Origin of the sequence: Novosphingobium percolationis, assembly GCF_020179425.1 — a bacterium.
GTDB lineage: Bacteria > Pseudomonadota > Alphaproteobacteria > Sphingomonadales > Sphingomonadaceae > Novosphingobium > Novosphingobium percolationis.
In genome coordinates, this window is the sequence record NZ_JAILYM010000012.1 from 1 (window position 1) to 26,513 (window position 26,513).

Annotated in this window: 16 protein-coding genes and 1 tRNA gene; 10 read left to right on the forward strand and 7 right to left on the reverse strand. The window is 66.8% G+C overall.

The features are described 5' to 3' along the window. Window positions 1-318: 318 nt before the first annotated feature. Window positions 319-395 (forward strand) — tRNA-Pro (locus tag K3A84_RS19890). Window positions 396-405: 10 nt separating this feature from the next. Here K3A84_RS19890 and K3A84_RS19895 read toward each other — a convergent pair. After that, the gene (locus K3A84_RS19895; RefSeq protein WP_225011236.1) at window positions 406-975 is read right to left on the reverse strand and encodes a gamma carbonic anhydrase family protein; all 570 of its coding nucleotides are present in this window, start codon (window positions 973-975) and stop codon (window positions 406-408) included. A 15-nt stretch (window positions 976-990) separates the two neighbouring features. Beyond that, window positions 991-2,517 (reverse strand): acetyl-CoA acetyltransferase, encoded by a 1,527-nt coding sequence (locus tag K3A84_RS19900; RefSeq protein WP_225011237.1) that lies wholly within the window; start codon window positions 2,515-2,517, stop codon window positions 991-993. 131 nt (window positions 2,518-2,648) lie between these two features. Between K3A84_RS19900 and K3A84_RS19905 the strand changes: the two genes are divergently transcribed. Genes K3A84_RS19905 through K3A84_RS19915 form a run of 3 tightly spaced genes read left to right on the forward strand, consistent with a single transcriptional unit; the run spans window position 2,649 to window position 7,454 of the window. Continuing rightward, window positions 2,649-4,286: a GMC family oxidoreductase gene (locus K3A84_RS19905; protein ID WP_225011238.1), complete on the forward strand. Its 1,638-nt coding sequence runs from the start codon at window positions 2,649-2,651 to the stop codon at window positions 4,284-4,286. 15 nt (window positions 4,287-4,301) lie between these two features. After that, window positions 4,302-5,279, forward strand: coding sequence for an acrylyl-CoA reductase (NADPH) (gene acuI / locus K3A84_RS19910; protein WP_225011239.1), 978 nt, complete (start codon window positions 4,302-4,304; stop codon window positions 5,277-5,279). Between the two features lie 6 nt (window positions 5,280-5,285). Then, the gene (locus K3A84_RS19915; RefSeq protein ID WP_225011240.1) at window positions 5,286-7,454 is read left to right on the forward strand and encodes a sensor histidine kinase; all 2,169 of its coding nucleotides are present in this window, start codon (window positions 5,286-5,288) and stop codon (window positions 7,452-7,454) included. Window positions 7,455-7,464: 10 nt separating this feature from the next. On the opposite strand, the gene K3A84_RS19920 is transcribed toward K3A84_RS19915, so the two are convergent. From K3A84_RS19920 to K3A84_RS19930, 3 genes are all read right to left on the reverse strand, one after another. Next, window positions 7,465-9,351, reverse strand: a complete 1,887-nt coding sequence (locus tag K3A84_RS19920) for an AMP-binding protein (protein ID WP_225011241.1) — start codon at window positions 9,349-9,351, stop codon at window positions 7,465-7,467. A gap of 159 nt (window positions 9,352-9,510) precedes the next feature. Continuing rightward, on the reverse strand, window positions 9,511-11,268 hold the full coding sequence (locus tag K3A84_RS19925; protein ID WP_225011242.1) for an MFS transporter: 1,758 nt from the start codon (window positions 11,266-11,268) through the stop codon (window positions 9,511-9,513). 23 nt (window positions 11,269-11,291) lie between these two features. After that, complete coding sequence (locus tag K3A84_RS19930; protein ID WP_225011243.1) at window positions 11,292-12,731, reverse strand: DcaP family trimeric outer membrane transporter; 1,440 nt, start codon at window positions 12,729-12,731, stop codon at window positions 11,292-11,294. Between the two features lie 187 nt (window positions 12,732-12,918). Here K3A84_RS19930 and acs point away from each other — a divergent pair, with 187 nt between their 5' ends. The 4 genes from acs (at window position 12,919) to K3A84_RS19950 (ending at window position 18,006) form a co-directional block, all read left to right on the forward strand. Continuing rightward, window positions 12,919-14,868 (forward strand): acetate--CoA ligase, encoded by a 1,950-nt coding sequence (acs, locus tag K3A84_RS19935; RefSeq protein ID WP_225011244.1) that lies wholly within the window; start codon window positions 12,919-12,921, stop codon window positions 14,866-14,868. A 148-nt stretch (window positions 14,869-15,016) separates the two neighbouring features. Beyond that, complete coding sequence (locus K3A84_RS19940) at window positions 15,017-15,949, forward strand: MerR family transcriptional regulator (protein ID WP_225011245.1); 933 nt, start codon at window positions 15,017-15,019, stop codon at window positions 15,947-15,949. 109 nt (window positions 15,950-16,058) lie between these two features. Continuing rightward, window positions 16,059-16,682 carry a response regulator transcription factor gene (locus tag K3A84_RS19945; RefSeq protein ID WP_225011246.1) on the forward strand — a complete coding sequence of 208 codons (624 nt, stop codon included), beginning with the start codon at window positions 16,059-16,061 and terminating at the stop codon, window positions 16,680-16,682. 286 nt (window positions 16,683-16,968) lie between these two features. Next, the gene (locus K3A84_RS19950; protein WP_225011247.1) at window positions 16,969-18,006 is read left to right on the forward strand and encodes a hypothetical protein; all 1,038 of its coding nucleotides are present in this window, start codon (window positions 16,969-16,971) and stop codon (window positions 18,004-18,006) included. A 5-nt stretch (window positions 18,007-18,011) separates the two neighbouring features. On the opposite strand, the gene K3A84_RS19955 is transcribed toward K3A84_RS19950, so the two are convergent. After that, the gene (locus K3A84_RS19955) at window positions 18,012-21,404 is read right to left on the reverse strand and encodes a hybrid sensor histidine kinase/response regulator (RefSeq protein WP_225011248.1); all 3,393 of its coding nucleotides are present in this window, start codon (window positions 21,402-21,404) and stop codon (window positions 18,012-18,014) included. A gap of 367 nt (window positions 21,405-21,771) precedes the next feature. Next, window positions 21,772-23,025, reverse strand: a complete 1,254-nt coding sequence (locus K3A84_RS19960; RefSeq protein ID WP_225011249.1) for an MgtC/SapB family protein — start codon at window positions 23,023-23,025, stop codon at window positions 21,772-21,774. A 129-nt stretch (window positions 23,026-23,154) separates the two neighbouring features. Here K3A84_RS19960 and K3A84_RS19965 point away from each other — a divergent pair, with 129 nt between their 5' ends. After that, window positions 23,155-24,276 (forward strand): carbohydrate porin, encoded by a 1,122-nt coding sequence (locus tag K3A84_RS19965; protein ID WP_225011250.1) that lies wholly within the window; start codon window positions 23,155-23,157, stop codon window positions 24,274-24,276. A 115-nt stretch (window positions 24,277-24,391) separates the two neighbouring features. Next, window positions 24,392-26,482 carry an ATP-binding protein gene (locus K3A84_RS19970; RefSeq protein WP_225011251.1) on the forward strand — a complete coding sequence of 697 codons (2,091 nt, stop codon included), beginning with the start codon at window positions 24,392-24,394 and terminating at the stop codon, window positions 26,480-26,482. Window positions 26,483-26,513: the final 31 nt, after the last annotated feature.

Below are 26,513 nucleotides of genomic sequence, written 5' to 3' on the forward strand. Positions count from 1 at the left end.
AACGGCCAGTTACAGGCAAAATGTTGTTAGCACATCCGGTTTTGCCCCCAAACCCACGCCTAGCAAAATCAAATACTTACCAGCTCGCGTTCCCTGCGTGTTCCGCCGGCACTGTTCAACTTGGGTCTAAATCGGTCCGCTTGTCGCCGAGGACCGCCGAACAGATTCTCGATCAGTTCAAGAAACAATCGCGCCCATAAGAATACCTAGCCGCACCCGACTCTGCACGCGCGCGATCGTGTGGGGCGCCGCACACGAGCAGCCTCGCGCGAGACACGATTTGACTCGATCGCCCGCCAGTGTCATGCGGCGAGCCGTCGGGGAGTAGCGCAGCCTGGTAGCGCATCTGCTTTGGGAGCAGAGGGTCGTAGGTTCGAATCCTATCTCCCCGACCAATCCTTCATCTTAACGCAGGCCAGCGGCCTCCACCGCGGCTTTGTGCGCGCGGCCGTTCTCGACGTAGTGCGCCACGCCCGCGCGCATGCCCGCGATGGCCTCATCGGTCAGGTCGCGCATGTAGGCAGCCGGGCGCCCGCCCCAAAGCTGGCGCGTACCGATCCGCTTGTTGGGCGTCAGCAGCGCGCCTGCCGCCAGCATGCCGTCGCTTTCGATCACGCAGCCGTTCATCACCGTGGTAGATAGGCCGACAAAGCCGCGATCCTCGATCGTGCAGCCGTGGATCATGGCGATGTGGCCCACCAGCACGTCCTCGCCGATGATCGTCGGGAAGCCGTTGGGAAACTTCGGCTCCGGGCTGTCGCAGTGGATGACGGTGCCGTCCTGGATATTGCTGCGCGCGCCGATCACCACGCGGTTGACGTCGGCGCGGATCACGCAGTTGTACCAGATGGACACGTCAGGCCCGATCTCGACATCGCCGATGATGCGGCAGCCCGGCGCGATGAACGCGCTGTCGTGAATGCGCGGGGTCTTGCCGTGGATGGCGATGATCGTGGTATCGGGGCGGCTCGTCATCGGTCTTGTCTCTCCTCAGGCCAGCACGAAACCGTTGCGCTTTTCGTCCGGCGTCACTGTCACCGCCCGGCCGAGCGGATCGCTCTCGATCATCGCGGCGATGGTTGCCGGATCACGGCTTTCGGCAATGAACCGTCCGCCGCTTTCCAGATCGCCGATCACGATCGCCTGCACCGGATCGGCCTTGGCATAGACCACGGTATAAGTGCCGACCGTCCCCGCGCCCGCTGGCTTTTCTGCCAGCACAGGCTTGGGCACGGCGTCGAGCTTGTCCTGCACCGATTTCGTCTCGCAGCCGGGCCATTCGCGGGGGCTGGTCGACAGGATCGCCGCACCGTACTTCGACTGAAAACCGCCGTTCAGGCCCACAAAGCCGAAGCTGCCCGGCTTTTGCCGAAGTCGCTCGGTCATGCTGGCAAAGGCGTGCATCGAATAGTTGTTGCCCGCCCCGCCGAAGTAAGGAAGCCCGCCGGTCACGGTCAGCCCACGCGGATCTTCCGGTGACAGTGCGAGATATTCGACCGCCGCATTGAACACCGGGATCGGGAAGCACGAATAGAAATCGAATGCGGCCATGTCGTCGGCGCTCTTGCCGGCCGTGGCGAAAGCGGAATCAATCGCACCCTTCGCCGCAGGGTAGGCATCCACCGCAGGCCGGTCGAGGATCTCGCGCTCGGTGGCGAGCGCCGCGCCGTGGAGATAGACCCACTTGTCTTCCGGCACGCCCGCCTCGCGCGCGGCCTTGACCGACATCAGCACCACGGCCGCGGCCTGATTCACCTGATCGCGCGACACCATCTTGAGCGGATAGGGATCGGCTATCATGCGGTTGCGCTCGCTGACCGTCGCAATCTCCTCCGCGCTCATCGGCTTGACCGCGGCCGAGCTGTAAGGGTTGCGCGCCGCAACGTCGGTGAACGGCGCGAACAACTTGCCCATCTCAAGCGCATAATCCTGTCGCGACAGACCCAGCCGGGCCCGGCGCGCATTCTCACACAGGGCATAGGCGACGACGGGCGCGCGGATGCCATGGGCCATGCTGACAGGCGACAGCGTGCCTTCGAAGCCCATCCCCATGTCGATCATCTCGCCGTCGTCATGCTCGGCCCAGTCGCGGTTCTCACCCTTGGCCAGAAGGTGGCGCACGGTCGAGATCGCCTCGCTGCCGAAGGCCAGTGCGCCTTCCACCTCGCCGCACGCGATCTTTTCACCCAGATCCGCGATCAGCGCCAACGGCGATTGCCCGCCCACCTTGTGCAGGATGGCAACATCGGGCTTGAGCCCGAGGCGGCGTGCGACCGCCAGCGGCATCTTCTCGGCGCGGCCGAACGGCACCTGCATCGCCCCCGATTCTTCAAAGGTGCGCACCGATCCCACCGCCTTGATCCGTCCGGCAATGTCCGCGCCCGCATCCGCGATGGCGGCGGCGGCAGCGCGCTCGGACAAGTCGGCAAACGAAAGACCTGCGTAATCGGGCGCGTCGATCCGTTCGACGAATTGGCCTACGCCGACAATGACGGGGGTGGTATCGCTGACAGTCACGTTCTGGCGCCTCTCCGTTTCCGGTCCTACGCCACTGCGCATGGATGCCGGTTGATTCGTGGCACCATCAGTGTTCTTAACCGGACGATTAATCAACCGTCGATGCGACATCGGCCCGCACGGAGAGAGACTTGCGCGCAGAGCGGCAGCCGCTGGAAGGCGAATGGGATTATATCGTCGTCGGCGCCGGGTCCGCTGGCTGTGTTGTCGCCAACCGCCTGTCCGCCGATCCTTCGGCGCGCGTATTGTTGCTCGAGGCGGGCGGGCGCGACGGCTGGATCTGGTTTCACATCCCGGTCGGCTACCTCTTCGCGATCGGCAATCCGCGCGCCGACTGGATGTTCGAGACCGAGGCCGAACCGGGCCTCAATGGCCGCTCGCTCAAGTACCCGCGCGGCAAGGTCATCGGTGGCTGCTCGGCGATCAACGCCATGATCTCGATGCGGGGGCAGGCGGCGGACTACGATCACTGGCGACAGTTGGGCCTGGATGGCTGGGGCTGGCGGGAGGTCGCCCCGGTGTTTCGCCGGCTGGACGACCATTTCCTGGGGACAAGCGAGCATCATGCCACGACGGGCGAATGGCGGGTGGAGCCGCCGCGCGTGCGCTGGGACGTGCTCGACGCCGTGGCTCACGCAGCCAACCAGATGGGCGTGGCCTCGGTGACGGATTTCAACACCGGCGACAACGAAGGCGCCGGCTACTTCCACGTCAACCAGAAGCGGGGACGGCGCTGGTCATCGGCAACCGCGTTCCTCAAGCCCGTGCTGAAGCGGCAGAATCTACGGCTGGAAACGGGCGTGCTGGTCGAACGCGTGGGGCTGGAACAGGGCCGCGCGCGCAGCGTGCAGTTTCGGCGCGGTAGCCACGCCTTCGAAGCACACTGCCGGGGCGAGGTGATCGTGTGTGCGGGCGCCGTCGCCAGCCCGCAGATCCTGAAGCATTCGGGCATCGGACCCGCCGAGGAGCTGGCCCGCCACGGCATCGCGCCCGCGCTCGACCGGCAGGGCGTGGGCCGCAACTTGCAGGATCACCTGCAACAGCGCGCGATCTACACCGTTTCGGGCGTGCGCACACTCAACGAGACCTACTGGAACCTCGCCCGGCGCGCGTGGATGGGCGTCGAATATGCGCTTTGGCGCACCGGCCCATTGACGATGGCGCCCTCGCAGCTCGGTCTTTTCACGCGCTCCTCGCCCGATCACGAGCGCGCCAACATCCAGTTCCACGTCCAGCCGCTCTCGCTCGACCGGTTCGGCGACCCACTGCACCGCTTCCCCGCGATCACCGTTTCGGCCTGCAACCTGCGCCCGACTTCGCGTGGGGAAGTCCGGCTGCGTTCGGCCGATCCCGCCGACAAGCCGGTGATCGCGCCCGGCTACCTTTCCACCGAAGAAGACCGCCAGGTCGCCGCCGACGCGATCCGGGTCACGCGAAAGCTGATGGGACAACCGGCGCTCGCCCGCTACGCCCCTGCCGAATGGCTGCCTGGCCCCTCTGTCGGCGATGACGAAGCGGCATTGGCGAAAGCGGCAGGCGACATCGGCACAACCATCTTCCACTCCGTCGGCACCGCCAGAATGGGCCGCCCCGATGATCCGGCGGCGGTGGTCGATGCCCGGCTGCGCGTGATCGGCATCGAAGGCTTGCGCGTCATCGACGCCTCGGTCATGCCCACCATAACGTCGGGCAACACCAATACACCGACGATCATGATCGCGGACAAGGGCGCCGAAATGGTGCTGCAAGATCGCAAGTCGAAATTGTGAGAGGAGTTTGAAACGATGAAGGCCATCGTGATCGAAAAGGGCGAAAACGGACAGACCGTCGCGCTCAAGGACTTCCCCGAAAGCGAGCTGATGGACGGCGAAGTGACCGTGCGCATCAGCCATTCGACCATCAACTACAAGGATGGCCTTGCCATGACCGGGGCAGCACCGATCGTGCGGCGCTATCCGATGATCCCCGGCATCGACTTCGCAGGCGTGGTCGAAAGCTCAAGCAGCCCCGACTACAAGCCAGGCGACAAGGTGCTTCTGAATGGCTGGGGCACCAGCGAGACGCATCTGGGCGGCTATGCCGAAAAGAGCCGCGTGCCCGCCCGAATGCTGGTTCCCCTGCCCGAAGGGCTGACCGCACGTCAGGCAATGGCGATCGGCACGGCAGGCTATACCGCGATGCTCTCGGTCATGGCGATCGATGCTGCGGGCGTGCGCCCCGCCGATGGCCCGGTGCTGGTCACGGGCGCGGCGGGCGGCGTCGGCTCGGTGGCGATAGCGCTGCTGGCCAAGGCGGGCTGGCACGTCATCGCCTCGACGGGCCGCACCGACGAGGCCGACTATCTCAAGGGTCTGGGCGCGGCCGAAGTGATCCACCGTGACGAACTTTCGGGCAAGCCCGTCGCCATCGGAGCCGAACGCTGGGCAGCCGCGGTCGACTCGGTCGGCTCGAACACGCTTGCCAACGTGCTGGCGCAGACGAAGTACGATGGCGCGGTCACAGCTTGCGGCCTCGCGCAGGGCATGGACCTGCCCGGTTCAGTCGCGCCGTTCATCCTGCGCGGGATCAGGCTGCTCGGCATCGAATCCGTGCACTGCCCGCGTCCGCGCCGGTTCGAAGCGTGGCAGCGGCTGGCGAAGGAACTTGACCTCGACAAGCTTGAAGCGATGATCACGACCGTCGGTCTGGAACAGGTGATCGACCTCGGCCCGCAGATCCTTGCCGGCAAGGTGCGCGGTCGCGTGGTGGTGGAGATCGGCTGAGGCGCGATGCACGGCACGGTGGGCCAAAGCGCGACGGCGCAGCGCGAAAGGCCGCGCCGTCCGGGCTTGCGCCTGCTGATCGAAAGCCACCTGCTTTTCGCGCTGTTCCTCGTCGCTCTGCTCGCGGCGCTGTCGATCCCGGTCTATGGCATTTCTGCCAGCCGAGAAGGCGCAGCTATCCTCGTGACGCTGCAGCAAGGGCACGCGACGCAGGTTCCGCCCGAAACGCCGGTGCGGATCGCGGCGGGAGCGTGGAGCATCGAGGCGCCGGCGCGCACGTTCCAGTCCGACTTCGTGCCCGATGGCGACAGAGCAGCGGTGGCGCGCTTCTATGCAGAGCGCGACGCTATCGTCGCGCTGGCCTCCGCGCCGGGGGCAACCGTCACCGTGGCGGGCGCCGCCGCGCCGCTGGCCCCCGCCCATCGGCGGCTCATGGACCTGCCGCACAACTTCTGGTTGCTCAGCCTGCAGGCGGTCGTGATCGGCCTGCTCGGCGCATGGGTCCGCACTTCGGCCGTGCCCGGAGATCTGCGCGCGCGGATGTTCGGCCTGAGCTGCGCGGGCGTGGCGATGGCCGGGCTTTCCGGCGCGGTGTTCGATACGCGAGACCTGACCGCCCCGGGCGACATGCTGCGCGCCATGATGACGCTCAACGTCCTCGGCTCGAACGTCAGCGCGGTCGCGCTGTTGGCGCTGTTTCTCTACACGCCCCGCACGCTTGCACCGCGTTGGATCGGCCCCGTTCTGGTGGCGGCGGGCGCGGTGGCAGGCGTGCTGCAAGGCCTTGCGGTGCTCCCGCTGGAGAGCTTCTACGCGCTGCTGGTGCTGCCCACGCTGGGGCTGCCGCTGCTGCTGCTGGTGCAATACCGTCGGGCGGCGGGCGATGCAGGCAGCCGCGCCACGCTGCGGTGGATCGGGGCCACCACCTTTGCCGGGGGCGCTTTCGTCACCATCGGCATGGCCGCGCCGGTATTGCTGGGCGTGCCCTCGCTCGGGTCGGACGGATCGACCATCGTGCCGCTGTTGATGGCCTATGGCGGCATCGCATTCGGCATCGCCGGACGACGGCTGTTCGTGCTCGATGCCTGGAGCTACCGCTTGGCGCTGGGCGCAGGCGCGACGCTGGCGCTGCTGGTGGCCGATGCGCTGCTGGTCAACCTGCTGGCGCTGGCAAAGCCCGTCGCGCTGGCGCTGGCGCTGCTCGCGGTCGGCTACCTCTACGTCCCGCTGCGCGGCGCCTTGTGGAGCCGGATCAACCGCAGCCAGGCGCTGACCGGGCCCGAACTGTTCCGCATGGCAGGCGAAGTAGCCTTCGCCCCAGACACGGCGCAGCGCCGCGCGGCGTGGCGGACGCTGCTCGATCGGCTCTACCAACCACTCGAGATCGGCTCGGCCCCCATGCCAGTGCCTGTGCCACAGCTGCTCGACGGCGGCGAAGCACTGGCGCTTCCCGCCGCCGCCGGAGAATCGGCGCTCCTGCTCCGCCATGCCGGAAACGGGGCAAAGCTGTTCACGCCGGCGGACCTTGCCACATCGCGTGAACTGGTGGCGCTGCTCGAAGGCGCGGAGGAAGCGCGCGCCGCCTATGCGCGCGGCGCCACCGAGGAGCGGCGGCGCATTGCCCGCGACCTGCACGATGACGTGTCCGGCCTGCTGCTGACAGGCCTCCACCGCGAAGACCTGGCGCACGTGCGCGGCGACGTGCAGCAGGCGCTAGGCGAGATCCGGGCGATGGTCTCGAGCCTTGCCGGCCACGCGCAGCCGCTGGGGCTGGTGTTGGCCGACTGCCGCTACGAAGCGAGCGGACGACTGGCAGCGGCAGGCATCACGCTCGACTGGCCGCCCGACCTTGCGGAGGATGCGGAGGACCGCATCGTCGAATATGCCCGGCACAAGGCGCTGGTTTCCGCCCTGCGCGAGGTGGTTACCAACGCCATTCGCCATTCAGGCGCCAGCCGCGTCACCGTCTCGGCGACGATCGAAGGCGATCGGCTGAGCCTGCTGGTGCGCGACGACGGACGCGGCCTGGTCGCCGAAACGCGGCGTGAGGTCAGCGGCGGCAACGGCCTTGGCAACCTTGCACAACGGCTGGCCGAGATCGGCGGCGCCTGCACGATCGAGCCTTCGCCGCAAGGCTTTGCCGTCCGGCTGGACCTGCCGCTCGCCGCCGCGTAGGTTCTGCGCCTCAGACTTCCGCGTGCGCCCTCACCCGCGCCAGCAGCATGTCGGGCACGGCGGGATCGTCGATGGTCGGTGGGATTGCTACCGCTTCGCCATTGACGATCTTGCGCAGCAGGTTGCGCAGGATCTTGCCGGAGCGCGTCTTGGGCAGCGCAGGCACGACGTAACAGGTCTTGAGCGCGGCGACCGCGCCCAGTTCGCTGCGCACCGCCTTGATCACCGCATCGTGCAGCGCCTGTTCGCTTTCCACGCCTGCGCGCGCCACGACGAAGGCGACCGGGATCATGCCCTTGATCGCATCGTCCGCGCCGATCACCGCGCCTTCGGCAACGCCATCGACGCTGGCGACGATCTGCTCCATCTGCCCGGTCGACAGGCGATGCCCGGCGACGTTGATGATGTCGTCGGTGCGGCCCATGATGTGGACAAAGCCTTCATCGTCGATGAAGCCGGCATCGCCGGTTTCATACCAGCCGGGGAAGGTCGCGAAGTTCTTCTGGTAGCCCGCGTGGTTGTTCCACAGCGTGCGGAACACGCCCGGTGCCAGCGGCGCGCGGATCACGACAGCGCCGCTCTGGCCGGTTTCGACCGGATGGCCGCCTTCATCCACCACGGCAAATTCGTAGCCCGGCACGGGAAAGCCCGCGCTGCCGCGCTTGCGGCGCAAGTCGCCCAGCGCGACGCAGCTCGCCAGCGCGGGCCAGCCAAGTTCGGTCTGCCACCAGTGGTCGATCACCGGCAGTCCCGACTTGTCCTCCAGCCAGCCGATGGTATCGGGATCGGCGCGTTCGCCGGCCAGGAAGATCGTCCGGCATTGGCCCGTGCCGATTTCCTTGAGAAAGGTCGCGTCCGGGTCTTCCTTGCGCACCGCGCGGATCGCGGTGGGGGCGGTGAAGAAGGTCTTCACCCCATGGCGGTCGATGGTGCGCCAGAAGGTGCCGGGATCGGGGGTGCCGATGGGCTTGCCCTCGAACAGCACCGTGGTCGCGCCGACCAGCAGCGGGGCATAGACGATGTAGCTATGTCCCACGACCCAGCCCACGTCGCTCGCCGCCCAGAACACGTCACCAGCGCCGATGTCATAGATATTGGCCATCGACCACGCGAGCGCGACCGCGTGGCCGCCATTATCGCGCACAACGCCCTTGGGGGTGCCGGTCGTGCCCGAGGTGTAGAGGATGTAGAGCGGATCGGAGGATGCGACCTCGACCGGGGCGGGCGCGGGATCGCTGTGCGTGGCGGCGCGCAGGGTGTCCCAGTCGAGATCGCGGGGGGAGGAAATATCCGCGACCGGCCCGGTGTCGCGCTGGAAGAGCACGACGCGTTCGACCTGATGGTGCGCGAGGCGCAGCGCCTCGTCCACCAGCGGCTTGTAGGGAATGGTACGCGCGCCCTCGATGCCGCAAGAAGCGGTGAGCAGCAGCGTTGGGCTGGCATCGTCGATACGCTTGGCCAGTTCCAGCGGGGCAAAGCCGCCGAACACCACTGAATGCACCGCGCCCAATCGGGCGCAGGCGAGCATGGCAAACACCGTCTGCGGGATCATCGGCATGTAGAGGACGACCCGGTCGCCCTTGGCCACGCCCAGCGCGGCGAGCATGGCCGCGACGCGGCCCACTTCATCGAGCAGTTCGGCATAGCTGTAGCGATGCACGACGCCGGTGACCGGGCTATCGTAGGCGAGCGCGGTAACGCCGCCGCGCCCCGCCGCGACGTGGCGGTCGACGCAATTGTGACAGGTATTGAGCGTGCCCCCAGGATACCAGCCTTCGGCTTCATCGAAGGAACGGGCAGGCGGGGACATCCAGTCCACCGCCTGCGCCGCCTGCGACCAGAAGTGCTCTGGCTGGTTGATGCTGTCGCGCCATGCCTTGGCGTAGGCTTCGCTCATGTCCTGTCCCTCGTCCTTCGCGCTCTCCTTCGTCATTGCGAGCGACCGAAGGGAGCGCGGCAATCCGGGGCGGTTTTGTTCCGACTCCGGATTGCTTCGTCGATTACGCTCCTCGCAAGCGCGGGGCGCGATTGGTAGTCAGACTTTAGTCGTCGCTCCTCATCCGTCGATGGTGCGTTTGTAGGTTTCGGGCAGCGCGATCAGGCCGATCACCACGGTCGCTGCCGCAACCACCACGGGGTACCAGAAGCCGTGGTAAATGTCCCCGTTGGCCGCCACCATGGCAAAGCCGATGGCGGGCAGCAGGCCGCCCAGCCAGCCATTGCCGATGTGATAGGGCAGCGACATCGACGAGTAGCGGATGCGGCTGGGGAACAGTTCTACCAGCATCGCCGCGATCGGGCCGTAGACCATGGTCACCAGCAGCACGAGGTAGAACAGCAGCGCGACGACCAGCGGCTTGTTCATCTGCGCCGGGTCCGCCTTGGCCGGGTAGCCGACCTTGGCCAGTTCGCCGATGACGGCGGGCTTGGCTTCGACCGCAGGCTTGTCGGCCGTCGCGGGCGCCGCCTTCACTTCCGGCGCGCCCACGACCTTGGCGGTGAACGCAGCGATGGCCTTCTTGCGGTCTTCGCCCGAAACCGTGGCCGGATCGGGGGCGACGATGGTTGTTCCGCCGATGGTGACCGATGCGATGGTACCGGCAGGTGCGGCGACGTTTTCGTAGTTCACCGCCGCCTTGGCGAGGGCGTTCTTGACGATGTCGCAGGTGGTGGCGTCGAACTTGTTGGCGCCGACGGGATCGAATTGCGAGGAGCATTCGCCCGCATAGGCGGTGACCTTGACCGGGGCATTGGCCTGCGCATGGGCGAGCGCGGGGTTGGCCGCTTCGGTCAGCGCGTGGAACACCGGGAACATCGTTGCCGCCGCGAGCGCCGCACCGCCGAGGATGATCGGCTTGCGCCCGACGTTGTCCGACAGCCAGCCGAAGAACAGGAAGAACGGCGTTGCCATGACGAGCGCGATGATCGTCAGCGTATTGGCCTGGATGCCATCGACCTTGAGCATCTTTTCCAGGAAATACATCGCATAGAGCTGGCCGGTGTACCACACCACTGCCTGCCCCATGATCGCGCCGAAGAAGGCGATCAGCACGATCTTCAGGTTCTTCCATTCTCCGAACGCTTCGGTCAACGGCGCCTTCGAGTTGGTGCCTTCGGTCTTCATCTTCTGGAACACCGGGCTTTCGTGCAACTTCAGGCGCAGCCACAGGCCCACGCACAGAAACAGTCCCGACAGCAGGTAGGGCACGCGCCAGCCCCAGGCCTTGAACGCCTCTTCGCCCACGCCCGTCACCGGCGAGCGCACGGTGATGACGATCAGCAGCGCCATGGCAAGGCCCGCGGTCGCGGTGATCTGGATCCAGCTGGTGTAGAGCCCGCGCTTGTTGTCGGGCGCGTGCTCGGCAACGTAAGTGGCGGCACCGCCATATTCCCCGCCCAGCGCAAGGCCCTGGAACATGCGCAGCACCACCAGCATGATCGGCGCGGCGACGCCGACTGTCTCGTAGGTCGGCAAGCAACCGACAAGGAAGGTGGAAAGCCCCATCACCAGCAGGGTGATGATGAAGGTATAGCGTCGCCCGAACGTGTCGCCGATCTTGCCGAACACCAGCGCGCCGAACGGGCGCACGATGAAGCCTGCCGCAAACACCAGCAGCGCCATGATGAACGAGGTGGTGGGGTTCAGCCCGGTCAGGAACTTGGCCGCGATGATCGAGGTCAGCAGGCCATAGAGATAGAAATCGTACCATTCGAACACCGTGCCCAACGACGAGGCGGTGATGATCAGCTTTTCGCTGTGCGTCGCCTGGTGGTGTCGTGGCAGGGCGGTAAAATCGTCCGCTAGGTGTGACATGGTCCTCTCCATTTTTATTTTTATCAGAAGCCGTACTTGGCGGCGAATTCGATCCTGTCGAGCTTGCCGCTCTGCCCGTTCACGAGGCTGCGCTGGCCGTGGCGCAGCTCGACGCCGAGGTCGATGTTCTTGACCGGCGACCAGAACAGGTTGCCCGCCACGCTCCACGCATCGCGGTTGTAGGCGGCAATGCTGGCTTCGGCGATGTCACCGGCGTAGCTGACGTGCTGGTAGCTGCCCATCAGGTTGGCGCGCAGGCCCGGTCTGATGCCGACCCGCAGCGCGGCCATCGCGGCGAAGGTGGACACGCCGTGCAACTGGCCGGTCGCGGGATCGAGCACCGCGTCGGGCGCGAAGTTGACGCCGATGTAGCGGCTCGCACCATTGCCGTACGTCGCCATGAAGCGCAGGTCGCTGACCTTGTCGTCGCTCAGGAACAGCTTGCCCGCCGCGCTGACGCCCCAGCCGAAGCGGGTATCCTTCAACGCGCCGTTCTGCACGCGCAGTTCGCGCGCCAGCCCGCCCAGCGAAAGTTCACCGATCTTGCCCGCATAGGCGAGGCGCGCGGTGGCGTCGGGCAGGCGATCGTCGCCGTTCTCGGTCAGTGCAGGCGCGCCAAGCGTGGCCGACGCGGTCTCGGGATTCTCCGCCGCGACGTGGAGCGTCAGCTCCTTCGACAGCGGTTGCGAATAGCGCACCAGCGGCTGGCGGACGAAGACGGTGCCTTCGGTGGTGCCGACATAGTCGGTGCTTTCGGGCAGCGCGCCGGTGTACTGGAAGGTCGTCCAGTCCTGGCCGAAGGTCCACTTGTCCACCTGCATCCACGCGCGGCGCAGTGCCAGCGTATAGCCGTTGGTGGTGCGCTGGTTGCCGCCGCCTGCGACGTTGGCCGATGTGCTGGCCGTTGTCTCGAAGTCGGTCTCGACATAGCCCTTCACCGAATGCCCGGCGACTTCGGAAGCGAAGTTCAGCCACAGCCGGGTCTGGCGCGCGCTGAAGTCCTGATCGCGCGCGGCGGGGCCGGTGCCCACCGGGATCGCCTGCGGCAGCCAGAAATCGCGCCCCTGCGTGTTGTTGGCAAGTTCGCCGCCGCTGAACCGACTGTTGGTGGCAACGAGCTTGAGATAGCCGCCCAGCCTGATCGTGGTGTTGCCGTCGCGAAAGCCTTCGGCGGGCGCGGCGGGCTTCGTCTCCAGCGTGGCGACGCGCTGCTCGACCGCTTCGGCCTTGGCCGCAGTGGCGGCAATCGCCTGCGCCTGCACGGCGCTGGCGGTCTGGGCGGCATCCGCCTGCTGCTGGCGCGCGGCCTGCAGATCGGCCTTGAGCGCCAGCATCTCGTTCTCGAGCCGCTCCAGCCGTGCTTCAAGCGCAGCCTCGCGGGCAGTCTTCGCCTCGGCCAGCGCCGGGAAGCCAAGTGCGCCCGCCATCAACAGCGCGCGCAAGGATAGCGTGGAAACCTTCATGGACCCCTCTCCTCAAGTGTCCATCTTGCGGGACACATTGCCGGTAGATGATCCCTCTTTTCCCGGTCCGGGCCTTGGCAACCAGAGCGCGATTGGTCTTATATCTACGACCAAGGTCTAGCCGCGCATCGGCGCGTGCCTGCGGTATCGCTGAGCCAAACGAATAAACGAGAGGAGTCCTGTGCAAATGGGCGAAGCAGTCTATCCCGTGCCCGAGAGCTGGGCCGAAAACGCGCTGGTCGACGAGGCCCGGTACTTCGAGATGTACCGCCAGTCGATTGAAAATCCTGACGAATTCTGGGCCGAGCATGGCAAGCGCATCGACTGGATCAAGCCCTTCGCCAAGGTGAAGAACACCTCGTTCAACGAGGCCGATTTCGGGATTCGCTGGTTCGAGGATGGATCGCTCAACCTCGCTGCAAACTGCCTTGATCGACACCTAAGCGAACGTGGCGACGACATAGCGATCCTGTGGGAGCCCGACAGCCCGACCGACGCGGAGCGCCGCATCACCTATCGCCAGCTCCACGAAGACGTCTGCCGCTTCGCCAACCTGCTCAAGGCGCGCGGCGTCCAGAAGGGCGAACGCGTCACCATCTACCTGCCGATGGTGCCCGAAGCCGCCGTCGCCATGCTCGCCTGTGCGCGCATCGGCGCGATCCATTCGATCGTGTTCGCAGGCTTCAGCCCCGATGCGCTCGCGGGCCGCATCACCGATTGCGACAGCCGCATCGTGCTGACCGCCGACGAAGGCCTGCGCGGCGGCAAGAAGGTTCCGCTGAAGGCCAATGTCGATGAAGCGCTCAAGCAGTGCCCTGCGGTCGATACCGTGGTGCTCCTGCGCCGCACCGGCGCGGACGTGGCTTTCGTCGAGGGCCGCGATGTCGATTGGGCCAGCGCCGTGGCGCAGCAGTCGCCCGACTGCGCGCCTGAGGAAATGAACGCCGAAGACCCGCTGTTCATCCTCTATACCTCTGGCTCGACCGGCAAGCCCAAGGGCGTGCTGCACACCACCGGCGGCTATTCGGTGTGGGCATCGATGACACACCAATACGTGTTCGATTACCGCCCGGGCCAGATCTACTGGTGTGCGGCCGACATCGGCTGGGTCACCGGCCATTCCTACGTCGTTTACGGCCCGCTGATGAACGGCGCGACCACGGTGATGTTCGAAGGCGTGCCCAACTTCCCCGATCCCAGCCGCTTCTGGCAGGTGGTCGACAAGTTCGGCGTCGAGATCTTCTATGGTGCTCCCACCGCGCTGCGCGCACTGATGCGCGAAGGCGACGACTGGGTGAAGAAGACCAGCCGCAAGACCCTGCGCCTGCTGGGCAGTGTCGGCGAACCGATCAATCCCGAGGCTTGGGAATGGTACCACAAGGTGGTGGGCGATGCCCGCTGCCCGATCGTGGATACCTGGTGGCAGACCGAGACCGGCGGCGCGATGATCACGCCCCTGCCCGGCGCGACGCCGCTCAAGCCCGGCTCGGCCAGCCGCCCGTTCTTCGGCGTGAAGCCTGCTCTCGTCGACAACGACGGCCATTTCCTCGAAGGCGCGACCGATGGTTGCCTGGTCATCACAGACAGCTGGCCGGGGCAGATGCGCACCGTCTGGGGCGATCACGAACGCTTCTTCCAGACCTATTTCAGCACGTTCAAGGGCATGTACTTCACCGGCGACGGTTGCCGCCGCGACGAGGACGGCTATTACTGGATCACCGGGCGCATCGACGACGTGATCAACGTGTCGGGCCACCGCATGGGCACCGCCGAAATCGAAAGCGCGCTGGTGGCGCACCCCAAGGTAGCCGAGGCCGCCGTGGTGGGCATGCCGCACGACATCAAGGGTCAGGGCATCTACGCCTTTGTCACCTGCAATGCCGAGATCGAGCCCGACGAAGCCTTGCGCAAGGAACTGATCGCGTGGGTTCGCCACGAAATCGGCCCGATCGCCACGCCCGACGTGATCCAGTTCGCGCCGGGCCTGCCCAAGACCCGTTCGGGCAAGATCATGCGCCGCATCCTGCGCAAGATCGGCGAAAACGACGTTTCCAATCTGGGGGATACCTCAACGCTGGCCGACCCTTCGGTGGTCGACAACCTGCTGGCCAATCGTCCGCAACCAGCGACGGCCTGATCCCGTCCTGTCCGGCGCCGCCGTCGCAAACGATGACTGCGATGGCGGCTCCGGACCATTTCTCCAAATTGGAGAGAACTGCGATTTCTTTGTCCCGCTTCGGCAATACTATCCGCGCGCAATAAGTCGCGTCGCAGGGAGCGGGCCGATGAAATTGCAGAATGTGCCCGGGGACCTGTTCGATCTGGCCGGGGAAACCGGGCTATCGCCCGAACTGCTACGGCTGTGGCAAGTCCAGAGCGGTTTTCCCGCCATGGAACACAGCGACGAGGGCCACTCCTACTTTCCCGACTGGCAGGTGCGCCGCCTGCGTTCGATCCGCCGCCTGATCGCGCTGGGCGAACCGCCGGCCCGCCTATTCGAACTGGAGGAGGACGAACTGGCGGCGCTGCTGGAATACCGCACCCGCGCGCCTGCCGGGATCGTCGCAACCCCGGCTGCAACGACCGTGGCCGAATATGTCGTGATGCTGGGCTCAAATGCTTTCGCCGAAGTGGAAGCAGCCATGCAAAGCCACGTCGTGGAGCACGGGCTGGAAGATTTCGTGGTCACCGTGGGCGCACCGCTGTGCACGGCGGTAGGCCTCGCATGGGAGCAGGGGCGGGTAACGATCGCGCAGGAGCATGTCTTTTCAGACCTGCTGGTACGCACATTGCGCGCGTGCGTCAGCACGCTGTTCCAGCCGTTCGGCCATGCGCTACAGGCGCGCCCGCGCGTGCTTCTGTGCACGCCGCGGGGCGAAACCCATGTCCTCGGCCTCGCCATGGTCGAAGTCATGCTGCTGTTGCAGGATTGCCGGGCGATCCATCTTGGCGCCGGCCTGCCCGAAAGCGAGGTCGTGCGCGCCGCGCAGGACATCGATGCCGATATCGTCGCCATCTCGTTCTCGCTGGCGCACCATCCGGCGCGCACCCTGGCCGTGCTCGCCGCGCTGGACGCAAGCCTTCCGTCGCGCACCGACATCTGGGCCGGGGGCAACAATGTCGGCGTGCGCGATGGACGCGGAACGCGGATCTCCGGCTTCCGGAGCCTCGCCGACATTCCTTCTGCCGTCGAGGCGTGGCGACAACGGCAAGGCTGACCGGCGCATCCGGTCGGCAGGGCGTTTTCGCTTTTCCGCATCTTCGCATGGCGATAAGGCGGCGCAGCGACCGCTTTCATGCGTCGGACGGTTGCGGGATCGAGGACCTTTGAGCGGAACCATCCTGGTTGCGGACGATCATCCGCTGTTTCGTCAGGCGCTGGCCCTGGCGGTGAACGCCGCCGCGCCCGGCGCGCGGGTGGTCGAGGCGGGCACGCTCGCTGCCGCCGCCAAGGCCGCGTCCGAAGCGCCGGACCTGCGCCTGATCACGCTCGATCTCAAGATGCCGGGCGCGATCGGCTATTCCGGCATCGCGCTGCTGCATGCCGAAAGGCCCGAAGTGCCCATCCTGGTGGTGTCGAGCGCAGAAGGCGCGAATGCCGCGGAGGAGGCGCGCGCATTCGGCGCAATCGGCTTCCTGCGCAAGGACGCCGATCTTGCCCGAATCGAACAGACGATCTCCGCTGCGCTGGGCGGTACGCCGTTGGCGCCGAAGCAGGCCGATCCGGTAGACAAGGTGCGCAACGAAGTAGCCGGCCTCACCCCTACGCAGCTCAAGGTTCTGCTGGCCGTGCTCGACGGCAAGCTTAACAAGCAGATCGCACACGAACTGGGCATGAGCGAAGCGACGGTAAAGGCGCACATGACCGCAATCATGCGCAAGCTCGACGTCCGAAATCGTACGCAGGCGGCACTAGTGGCACGGTCTCTGGGGCTTGATCTGGCGCAGTAAGCCAATAATATTACAAAACTCTCTGAAAATATCCATATTGGCTTAATTTTTCAGCAGACCATTTGCTCCCTCCACCACAAATAATGCATGCGGCGTTTGCCAATACTTTTGGCGTGCAATTGGGGGGCTTATGATTTTTTACAATTCAGTTTCACGCGCTGGTTTGATTTCCAGTGCGATACTTTCGTCTGCGCTTTCGGTCGCTGCGCACGGGCAGTCGGTGCCGTCCCAGATCCCGCTCAACCTGACCTGCCAGCCGCAGGCCGGAAGCTTTTGTCAAACCCCCGTGATCGGTACGATTTCGAACGAGGTCCTCGATCCGATCGCATCCACCGTTGACCCCGAAACCGGAAACATCCGCTTTACCGGCACCACGTCGCAGACGTTCGATGGCCGCCTTCAGGTGGATGCCCTCTCCGTCACCACCGGAGGCGTCTATCCCAGCCTGATTCTGGCGCCGCTCAACGATCAGATCGACGTCGAAGTCGCCGCACAGGTCGACAACCACATCGATCTGACGCTGAACACCAACAGTGGCGAGTTCCTTGCGAAGCCGGGCATGAGCTTCGACGTAAAGTCGCTGACGACCAAGTCCATCGGTGTTTCCATCGACGACGACAACTTCGACTTCGGTGACGGCACCACCGGCAGGCTGCGCCTTTCCGCGATCGATCCCACCGACATCGAGAACAACGCGACCGCGCTGGCGGGCACGTTCAGTACGACCGACGGCAAGATCGTCTTCGGTCGCATCACCGGAAATGCCACGTTGGTGGCAGAGCCGGGCGCGACGACGCTGGCGCTGGAAAATTCCGAGCACCAGTTCGTCAGCCCGTTCGCCCTGTCGATGGACGTGCAGACCGAAGTACTGACCCAGCTGGACGAAAACGGCCTCGTCACGCCGACCGTCACCGTGACCGACGGCATCGAGATGAACGGCAGCCGCATCACGGGCCTCGCCGCCGGTGAGGAAGCGGGCGATGCGGTGAACCTGGGCCAGCTTCAGAACGAAGCTTCGGCGCGCATTGCCGGCGACCTCGCGCTCAAGACGCGGCTGGATGGCTTGCAGAGCCGCGTCGACAAGCTCGACGCCAAGATCGCCAGTTCGACCGCCGTGGCGGTCGCAATGGGCGGGGCGACCTTCCTGCCGGGCATGAAGTTCAACCTCTCGGGCAACATTGCCACCTACGATGGCGCGCACGCGGGCTCGCTCCAGTTCGGCGCGCTGCTGAGCAAGCACGTTGCCGTGAACGGTGGCGTGGCGACGGGCTTCAACCGTGGCGGCAAGACCGCAGGGCGCGTGGGATTCACCTTCGGCTGGTAAGCCGTTCAGTCCACCCGGGCCGATCCCTGCGATCGGCCCAGTTCGGTCGTCGTTCCGCTCGATCCGGCCAGAAACGCATCGATCCTGGCCGGATCGACCGGCTTGGCGAAGAAGGCGATCTTGCGGCGGCGGGCCTTGCGGATAAGCTCGGGATCGCTGTCTGCCGTGATCATCGCGATGGGCAGCCCGGCGCGCTCGCGGCGTAACCGCGTAACGAGGGTCAAGCCGTCCTCCCCGTTGTCCAGATTGTAGTCGACCAATGCGGCATCCACGCGATCGGCCAGCGCCACCGCGCCCGCGATCGTCGTCGCGCCGTGGACGCGGTGACCTCCTGCTTCCAGCAGGGCGCGGGTCGCCTCGATGATCGCGGGATCGTTGTCCACCACCAGCACGTCGAGCGCGCGCGATGCCAGCGGCGGCAGTGTCACGCCGGTTTCCGCGGCCTTCCCGGCGCGCGGCGCGCCGGCCATCGGCAGGCCCACGCTGAAGCGGCTGCCGTGGCCGGGGCGCGAGGCGAGGTCGACCGACAGGCCGAGCAGGCGCGCGATGCGCTCGACGATGGCGAGGCCGAGCCCCAGTCCTTCGGCCTCGACGGTGCCGAGCCGGGTGAATTCGGAGAAGATCGCGCCGCGTTGATCCTCGGGAATGCCAACGCCACTGTCTACCACGTCGATCCGCCACGATCCGCCGCGGCGGCGCAGGCCGACGAGAATGCCCCCCGCTTCGGTATAACGCACCGCGTTCGACAGCAGATTCTGCAAAACCGAGCGCAGCAGGCCGGGGTCGGTTACGACCCATGCGGTGGGCGGCGTCGGCCCGATGCGCAGGCGCAGGCCCTTCTCCTCGGCGAGCGGGCGGATACCCTCCGCAATATCGCGCAGCAGCGGCCCCAGCGCGACCGGCTCGGGGCTCGGCTGGATGCCGCCCGCATCGAGCTTGGAGATGTCCAGCAATGCGCGCAGCAGGTTTTCGGCGGCAACGATCGAGCGTTCGACGCGGGACACCAGTTGCTTCTGCGTCCCCTGCACCTGCCGGTCCAGCGCACTGGCGAACAGCCGCGCGGCGTGGAGCGGCTGGAGCAGATCGTGGCTGGCGGCCGCGAGGAAGCGGGTCTTCTCGCGCGTGGATTCGGCGAGGCGCCGGTTCGCCTCCCACAACTCGCGCGTACGGTCGGAGACGCGGGTCTCGAGCTGGTCGAGCGTGTGACGCAGTTCATCGCGCGTCGTCGCTTCCTCGGTCACGTCGGTGAACGAGGTGAGATAGCCGCCGCCCGGCATCGGACCGCCGACCGACTTGATCACACGGCCATCCTGGCGGATGCGCTCAGACACATAGGGCTGGCGGGCGCGCAGCCGGGCAAGCCTCCGCTCGACCTGTGCTTCGACCGGGCCGGGAAAGCCGCCGCGCAGCACGTTGTGGCGGATCAAATCAGCGACTGGCACACCGATGCGGACGAGCCCCGGCGGGTAGTCGAACATCGCCACATAGCGCTCGTTCCAGGCGACGAGGTTCAGTTCGGCGTCGATCACGCTGATGCCCGAGGGCAGGTTCTCGAAGCTCGCCGCCAGCAAGGGCCGCGAGAAGCGCAGCGATTGACCGCCCTGATCGAGCAGCCGGGTCACGTCGTCGAGCCCCAGTTGTGCGCCGACCAGAGCCGAGGCCACCAGCGCGCGCGCCGATGAGGCACCGACCACCGCCGCGATCAGGCCTTGGGCACGACGGGCGGAGGCGCGATCGACGGGCGCGGCATGGGTCTCGTCCGGGAAGGCCTCAGCGGCGCGCTCCTCGCCGATGAAGCGCGCCGCGAGCACGGCGAGTTCGCCGACGTTGCGGACCGGGCGCTGGGCACGGCCAAGGCGCGGCAGGGCGCGCCGCCGCTCGCCCCCCGCCGAAGCCGCGAACAGGATGACGAGATTGGCCGAAAGGCTCCACAACACGCCATGGACCAGCGGCGGCGCATGGCCGATGCCGAACAGCCGCAGCGGATCGAGCAGAGTACCGCGCAACGCCTCCAGCCAGGCCGGCGGCAGGATGGGGGGGAGCGCCAGCGTCCACAGCCACAGCATGAAGCCGGTGGCGAGGCTGGCGCGCCCAGCCAACGGATCGCGCCCGTTGCGCAGCACGCCCAGCACGAGGTGCGGGGTGAACTGGGCCATGGCGGCAAAGGCGACGAGACCGATCGAGGAGAGCGAACTGCGTGGCGGCAGCAGCAGCGCCCAGGCCAGCGCCAGCCCGACGATGCCGACGATCGCCACGCGGCGCACCGCCAGCATCCGTGCCCCCAGCGCGCCCGCGCGCGCGGCGTCCTCGCCCTCGCCTTCGCTGCGCAGCACGGCCGGAAAGATCAGGTCGTTCGAGACCATCGTGGCCAGCGCAGCCGCATCGACGATGATCATCGCCGCCGCCGAACTGATGCCGCCCAGCAGCGCCGCGGTGACGATACCACGCGCGTCGATGGCGGCGGGCAGCGCCAGCACGAACAGGTCGGGCGAGGCAGATGGCGGCAGCGCGACCAATCCGGCGAGCGCGATCGGCACGATCAGCGCGGCCATGACGGCGAGGTAGGCGGCAATGCCGAACCGGGCGCGTGGCAGGTCGCTGCTGTCCTGCGCTTCGGCCAGCGCCATGAAGAACTGGCGGGGCAGCACGAGGATCGCCATCGCGGAAATGGCCGCGATCACCGCGAATTCGAGCGAAAGATGCGCCGGCGCGAAGCGGGCAGCAAGATCGCCCATGGCCAGGTTCAACCGTTCAGGGGGCGCTGCATGAAGCACCGCGAACGCGGCAAGGCCAACCAGCACCAGCGCCACCAGCTTGATCGCGGATTCGAACGCGATCGAGAAGAGCAGGCCTTCGTTGCGCCCCGCCACTTCATAGCGCCGCGCGCCGAACAGGATCGCGAACAGCGCCAGCACGACCGAGGCCGCGATCATCACCGGCACCGCCACGTCGCTATCCGACACCACCGCTATGGCACTGCCGATCGAGCGCAGTTGCAGCGCGCCATAAGGCACGATGCCGCAGAGCGCGGTGATCGTCACCAGCCGCGCCATGCCGGGATCGTGGCCATAGCGCGCTGCGATGAAATCCGAGATCGTGGTCGCGCGCTCGTCGTGCACGGCATCGGCCAGCCGCCGCAGGAACGCAGGCGCGGCCAGCATGACTAGGCACGGGGCAAGATAGATCGGCAGGTAGTTCCACCCTTCGCGCACCGCGCTGCCGACCGCGCCGTAGAACGTCCAACTGGAACAATAGACGCCGAGGCCAAGGGTGTAGGCAGCATGGCGAAGCCGGGCGCGGGCGCGCATCCGCAGCGCCGCGGCTTCCACCGTGGCGGCGATGACGAACAGCACGACAATCAGCGACAGCGCATAGAGCGCCGCCATGCCCAGGCTCATGCTTCCTCCCCCCGGCGATCCGGATCAGGAATGCGCAGCATTTGCCCTATTGCAAGGCGCGCGCAACCGACGACGGAAAAGGAAGAGACGTAACACCCGGCGCGGTGCGATTTTTTCGCATCCTCTCCCAAGACCGCGCCGGGCGAACGTCTTTGACGGTGCGCAAACAATATCGCCCTTGTGCGTATTGACCAGCAAAAAAGACAGGTGTGCTGCGTTTCGGGAGCGTTGGTGCGTTGGCGCAACACCGCCATGTCAACCGCCTCACAAGACTGGAAATTTATCACTCAGCGAAGCGAACAATGGTTACAAATGTGACATTCTGAGGATTTATTGCGTAAAATCCCTTCCCGAATCACGCTTTCGTTCACCGATGCAGCACAAGAAACGCCACGCCCGCACCGGATGCGACGAGCGAAGCGAGCAGCGGCGCAGCCGCGCGTAAACCATCGCGACCAGGAGCTATCGCCATCGCCATGACCGCCTTCGCCAGCGTGTTGGCCAGCACCGGCCCGGCCAGCAGCAGCCCCGCGTCATAGTCGTGCAGGGTCCCGGGGGCGAGCCCGGCGAGCGTCAGCACCGCCGCATCGACGTCCATCATGCCAGTCAGCGCCAGCACCGCCGCGATGCCCGCATCGCCATATCGCGCCAGCGACCAGCGCGCGACCAGCGAGAACACCGCGACCATCGCGGCCAGGACCAATGCGGGTCGGAAATCGAGCGGATTGCCAAGCTGCACTTGTGCGCCCGGCCCGCTTGCCTGCCCGCGCCAGGCCGCGACCGCAAAGCCTGCGGCGACCAGCGTTGCGGGTGCCAGCGCCAGCGAAAGGCCCGGAAGAACGCGCGGCACCAACACGAGCGTCAACACCTGCACGCGCACGAACATGATGATCGAAGCGAGCGCAATCCCCGCGACCAGCGCCCCGCGCGATTCGGGCTGGGTGCGCAGTCGGCGCGCGAAATCGGCGGTAACGGCAGTCGACGAAACGATCGCGCCCGTGGCCGCAACGAGCAACAACCCGCGTTTGCTGCCCCAGCGCCGCGCCGCAGCATATCCGGCAAAGGACAGACCTGCGACGATCACCACGACCATCCAGATCTTGTGCGGATTCCACGCATCGAACGGGCCGTAGTCCCGGTCCGGCAGCAGAGGCAGCACAAGCAGCGCGATCAGCAGAAAGCGGGAGGCAGCCTCGATCTCGGTGCCGCTCAGCCCCACCAGCGCGCGATGCAGCGCAGGCCGCGACGCCAGCAACGCGAAGGCCACGGCCGCGCCGCCCAGCGCAAGGCCAGGCCCGGCGCGCACCGCCGCCATGCCCAGCGCGAGCGTGACGATTCCGGCCACCGCCGTCGTCGCCGAACGGGCGGGTGCATGGGCTTCGCTGCGGTAGCCAACGACCAGCAATAGTCCGGCTCCCAGCACCAGCGCCGCAGCGACGCTGTCGGGCAACAGTCCGGCAAGCCCGCCAACCAGCCCGAGCAAACCGAAGGTGCGGACCCCCGCCACGCGCGTTCCTGGCGCGCGGTCGCGCTGGCTCCACCCCCGCTCCACACCGACGACCAGCCCCGCGAACGTCGCGGCGGCAAGCCCCGGCAGCATCTGTTCCTCGATCCCCGTCACACAGCGCGCCTCCTGCGATCGGGCATAAGCGCCTGCCGCAGAACTTGCCACCACCATGGCTGGCCGCTCCGCATTCGCACGGAGGCGCGCTGTGGCGCGACGTTTGCTCCGCGCGTAGATAACCGCCGCATGATTCGTCGCGCCCTGCCATGGCTCATCGCCGCCGCGTTTCTGGCTCCGGCCAGCGCGACCGCGCGCCCCGTGGAATGGGGCGCCAGCTACACCGCCGACGCGCTAGGCGTGGTCGATGGCGGGGTAGATCGCGACGCCGCGCTGATGGCCCGCGCGGACCTGTGGGCAGACGTCGACGGCGCCGCGCTCGATGTCCCGAGCCTGACCATCCATGTCGATGTCATGGCAACCCACGGACCCGACTTTTCGGGCAAGGCGGTCGGCGATTTCCAGACCGTCAGTAACGTCCAGGCCGAAACCCGCCCCCATGTCTACGAAGCTTGGGCGCAATGGCGCGCCTCACCCGCCTTTGCCTTCAAGGCAGGGCAGATCGACCTCAACAGCGAATTCGACGTGCAGGAAATCGGCAGCCTGTTCCTCAACAGCGCCCACGGCATCGGCCCCGACTTCTCGCAGAGCGGGCTCAACGGCCCGTCGATATTTCCGATGACGGCCAGCGCGGTGGTCGCGCTGATCGGGCGCGAAAAGGGTGTGCAGGCGCGCTTCGGCGTGTTCGATGCAGTGGCGGGCGCACACCACGATCCGCGCCTTCCCGCCGTACGTCTGCCGGGAACGACCGGCGCGCTGCTTGTCGGCGAAGTGGAAGTGCCGGTGGGCTCTGGCCAGTTCCAGCTCGGCGCATGGACCTATACGACGCGCTTCGATGCGATTGTTCCGGGCAAGCCGCGCGTGCGTTCGCAAGGCGCCTATGCGCTGGTCGAAGGGCCGTTGCGCGGCGCGCTCTCGGGCTGGGCGCGCGTGGGACTGGCCGATGCACGCGCCAATCCCGTGGCGGCCTCGCTCAGCGGCGGGCTGGCGCTCGATGTCAAGGATGTGCGTTTCGGCCTCGCCATTGCGCAGGTGCGCGCAGGAGGCCCGCTGCGGCGCACGCTGTTTCCGCTAGAACGCACCCGCCATGCCGAAACCGCCATCGAACTGACAATGGCCCACAATCTTGCCGGCTGGATCAGCGTCCAGCCCGATCTCCAGTATATCGTCCATCCCGGTTGGGACCCGGGCCTGCACAACGCGCTGGTCATGGGCCTGCGCGTGGCGCTGGTCTGGCCTACCGCGGGTTGACCACCTCTTTCCCCAGGTTGAAAATCCCAAAACGCGCTTTGCACTGCGGGGCCGCGGGGTAAGACTGTCGCTCGACAGGCGCGCAGACGCCCGGACAAGAGCGGAAGAGGGACAAGTGGCCAGTAAGGTATTGATCGCCAATCGCGGCGAAATCGCCATCCGGGTGGCGCGCACCGCTGCGGAAATGGGCATCGCCACGGTCATGGTCCATCCCGTAGACGATCGCCACGCAGGGCACGTGCGCGCCGGTAATGCGTCTTGCGAACTGCCGGGTCAGGGCGCGGCAGCCTATCTAGACGAGGCGGCGCTGCTCGCCGTTGCGCAGGCGGAAGGCTGCGATCTGGTCCACCCCGGCTATGGCTTCCTCAGCGAAAGCGCCACCTTCGCGCGCGCCTGTGCGGCGGCGGGTGTAACCTTCGTCGGCCCCGCGCCCGAAACGCTCGACCTGTTCGGCGACAAGGCGGCAGCGCGGGCCCTCGCCGAACGCTGCGGCGTGCCGGTGCTGCCCGGCCTCAGCCGCGCGGTCACGCGCGACGAGGCCGCTGCGTTCCTCGCCGGGCTCGGCTCGGGTGGCGCGGTCATGCTCAAGGCGCTTGCCGGAGGCGGTGGGCGCGGAATGCGCGCGGTGGAAAACGCTGCCGATCTCACCGATGCCTTCGAACGCGCCAGTTCCGAAGCGCGCACGGCCTTCGGCAACGGCGACCTCTATGTCGAAGCCTTCCTCCCGCTCGCCCGCCACGTCGAAGTGCAGGTGGTCGGCGATGGTGCGGGCGCGGTGCTGCACTTGTGGGACCGCGAATGCAGCCTGCAACGCCAGCGCCAGAAGCTGGTGGAGATCGCCCCGGCCATCGGCCTGAATCCTGCAGTACGTGCCGCCATTCTGGAAGCCGCCCTGACGCTGGCCCGCGCGGCCAACTATCGCGGCATCGGCACGTTCGAATTCCTCGCCGACCTCCGCCCGGACGCGCCCCATCCTTTCGTGTTCATCGAAGCGAACCCGCGTATCCAAGTCGAACACACCGTGACCGAGGAAGTGACCGGGATCGACCTCGTGCGCGTGCAACTCGCCTTGGCTATGGGGGCGGCGCTCGAGGACCTCGGCCTTCACGACGCAGCAACGCGTCCGCCGATGGCCGCCGCGGTACAGATGCGCATCAACATGGAAACGCTCGACGAGGGCGGGCAGGCGCGGCCAACGGGCGGCATGATCGCGCGCTATGAAATGCCATCGGGGCGCGGTGTGCGGGTGGATGGGCACGGACAGACGGGCTACGCGCCCAGTCCCCGGTACGACTCGTTGCTCGCCAAGCTGATCGTCAGTGCCCCAGACATCGGCGCGGCCATGGGCAAGGCACGGCGCGCGCTCGACGAATGCCGCATCGAAGGCATCGGCACCAACGTCGCGCTGCTGAAGGCATTGCTGGACCGGCCGGAAGTGGCCCATGGCGATTTCGATACCCGCTTCGTCGAACGCCACGCTGCCGCGCTGGTCGGTGCGAGCCGCGCGTTCGAGAACGCGCACGCCGTCGCTTCGGCCGGTTCGATCGATCCGCTCGCCGTGCTATCCGCTCGCCCCGGCGGCCCTGTTTCCGCCGCACCCGAGGCCCACGTGCCCGACGGCTTTGCCGCCGTGCGCGCGCCGATGGTCGGCACGCTCGTTGCCGTTCCGGTTCAGGCGGGCGACACGGTGCGCAAGGGGCAGACGCTCGCGGTGATCGAGGCGCTCAAGATGGAGCACGCGATCATCGCGCCGGTTGCGGGCACGATCGGCGCCGTGCTGCATGGTGCGGGCGACGTGGTGCAGGAAGACGCGCTGCTCGCCACGCTGGCCCCGGACGACGGGCTTGCCGACGATGCCGACGAGGTGCAGGCGTTCGATCCCGATACGCCGCGCGCCGATATCGAGCGTGTGTGCGCGATGCACGCGCTGGTCTCGGACGCAGGCCGGGCCGATATCGTCGCCAAGCGCCACGCCAAAGGCAAGCGCACCGCGCGCGAGAACATCGCCGACTTGTGCGATCCCGGCACCTTCACCGAATATGGCCCGCTGGTGACGGCAGGCCGCCGCTATGAAGACAGCCCCGCCGACATCGACCGGCGCCTGATCAAGACCCAACTTGAACAGTGCTTTTGGAAAAGGCATTTTTGTTCAATGACATGCACGCACCGGCGCGAGTGTTACCACTACATTTTTGGGTTTGGTTGAGCTTGCAGAGGCTTAGGTTCGCGGCGGCAGT

Coding starts and splice junctions, on each gene's coding strand:
- K3A84_RS19895 (WP_225011236.1), bottom strand. CDS start 975: ATGACGAGCCGCCCCGATACCACGATCATCGCCATCCACGGCAAGACC.
- acuI (WP_225011239.1), top strand. CDS start 4,302: ATGAAGGCCATCGTGATCGAAAAGGGCGAAAACGGACAGACCGTCGCG.
- K3A84_RS19915 (WP_225011240.1), top strand. CDS start 5,286: ATGCACGGCACGGTGGGCCAAAGCGCGACGGCGCAGCGCGAAAGGCCG.
- K3A84_RS19920 (WP_225011241.1), bottom strand. CDS start 9,351: ATGAGCGAAGCCTACGCCAAGGCATGGCGCGACAGCATCAACCAGCCA.
- K3A84_RS19925 (WP_225011242.1), bottom strand. CDS start 11,268: ATGTCACACCTAGCGGACGATTTTACCGCCCTGCCACGACACCACCAG.
- K3A84_RS19930 (WP_225011243.1), bottom strand. CDS start 12,731: ATGAAGGTTTCCACGCTATCCTTGCGCGCGCTGTTGATGGCGGGCGCA.
- acs (WP_225011244.1), top strand. CDS start 12,919: ATGGGCGAAGCAGTCTATCCCGTGCCCGAGAGCTGGGCCGAAAACGCG.
- K3A84_RS19940 (WP_225011245.1), top strand. CDS start 15,017: ATGAAATTGCAGAATGTGCCCGGGGACCTGTTCGATCTGGCCGGGGAA.
- K3A84_RS19955 (WP_225011248.1), bottom strand. CDS start 21,404: ATGAGCCTGGGCATGGCGGCGCTCTATGCGCTGTCGCTGATTGTCGTG.
- K3A84_RS19965 (WP_225011250.1), top strand. CDS start 23,155: ATGATTCGTCGCGCCCTGCCATGGCTCATCGCCGCCGCGTTTCTGGCT.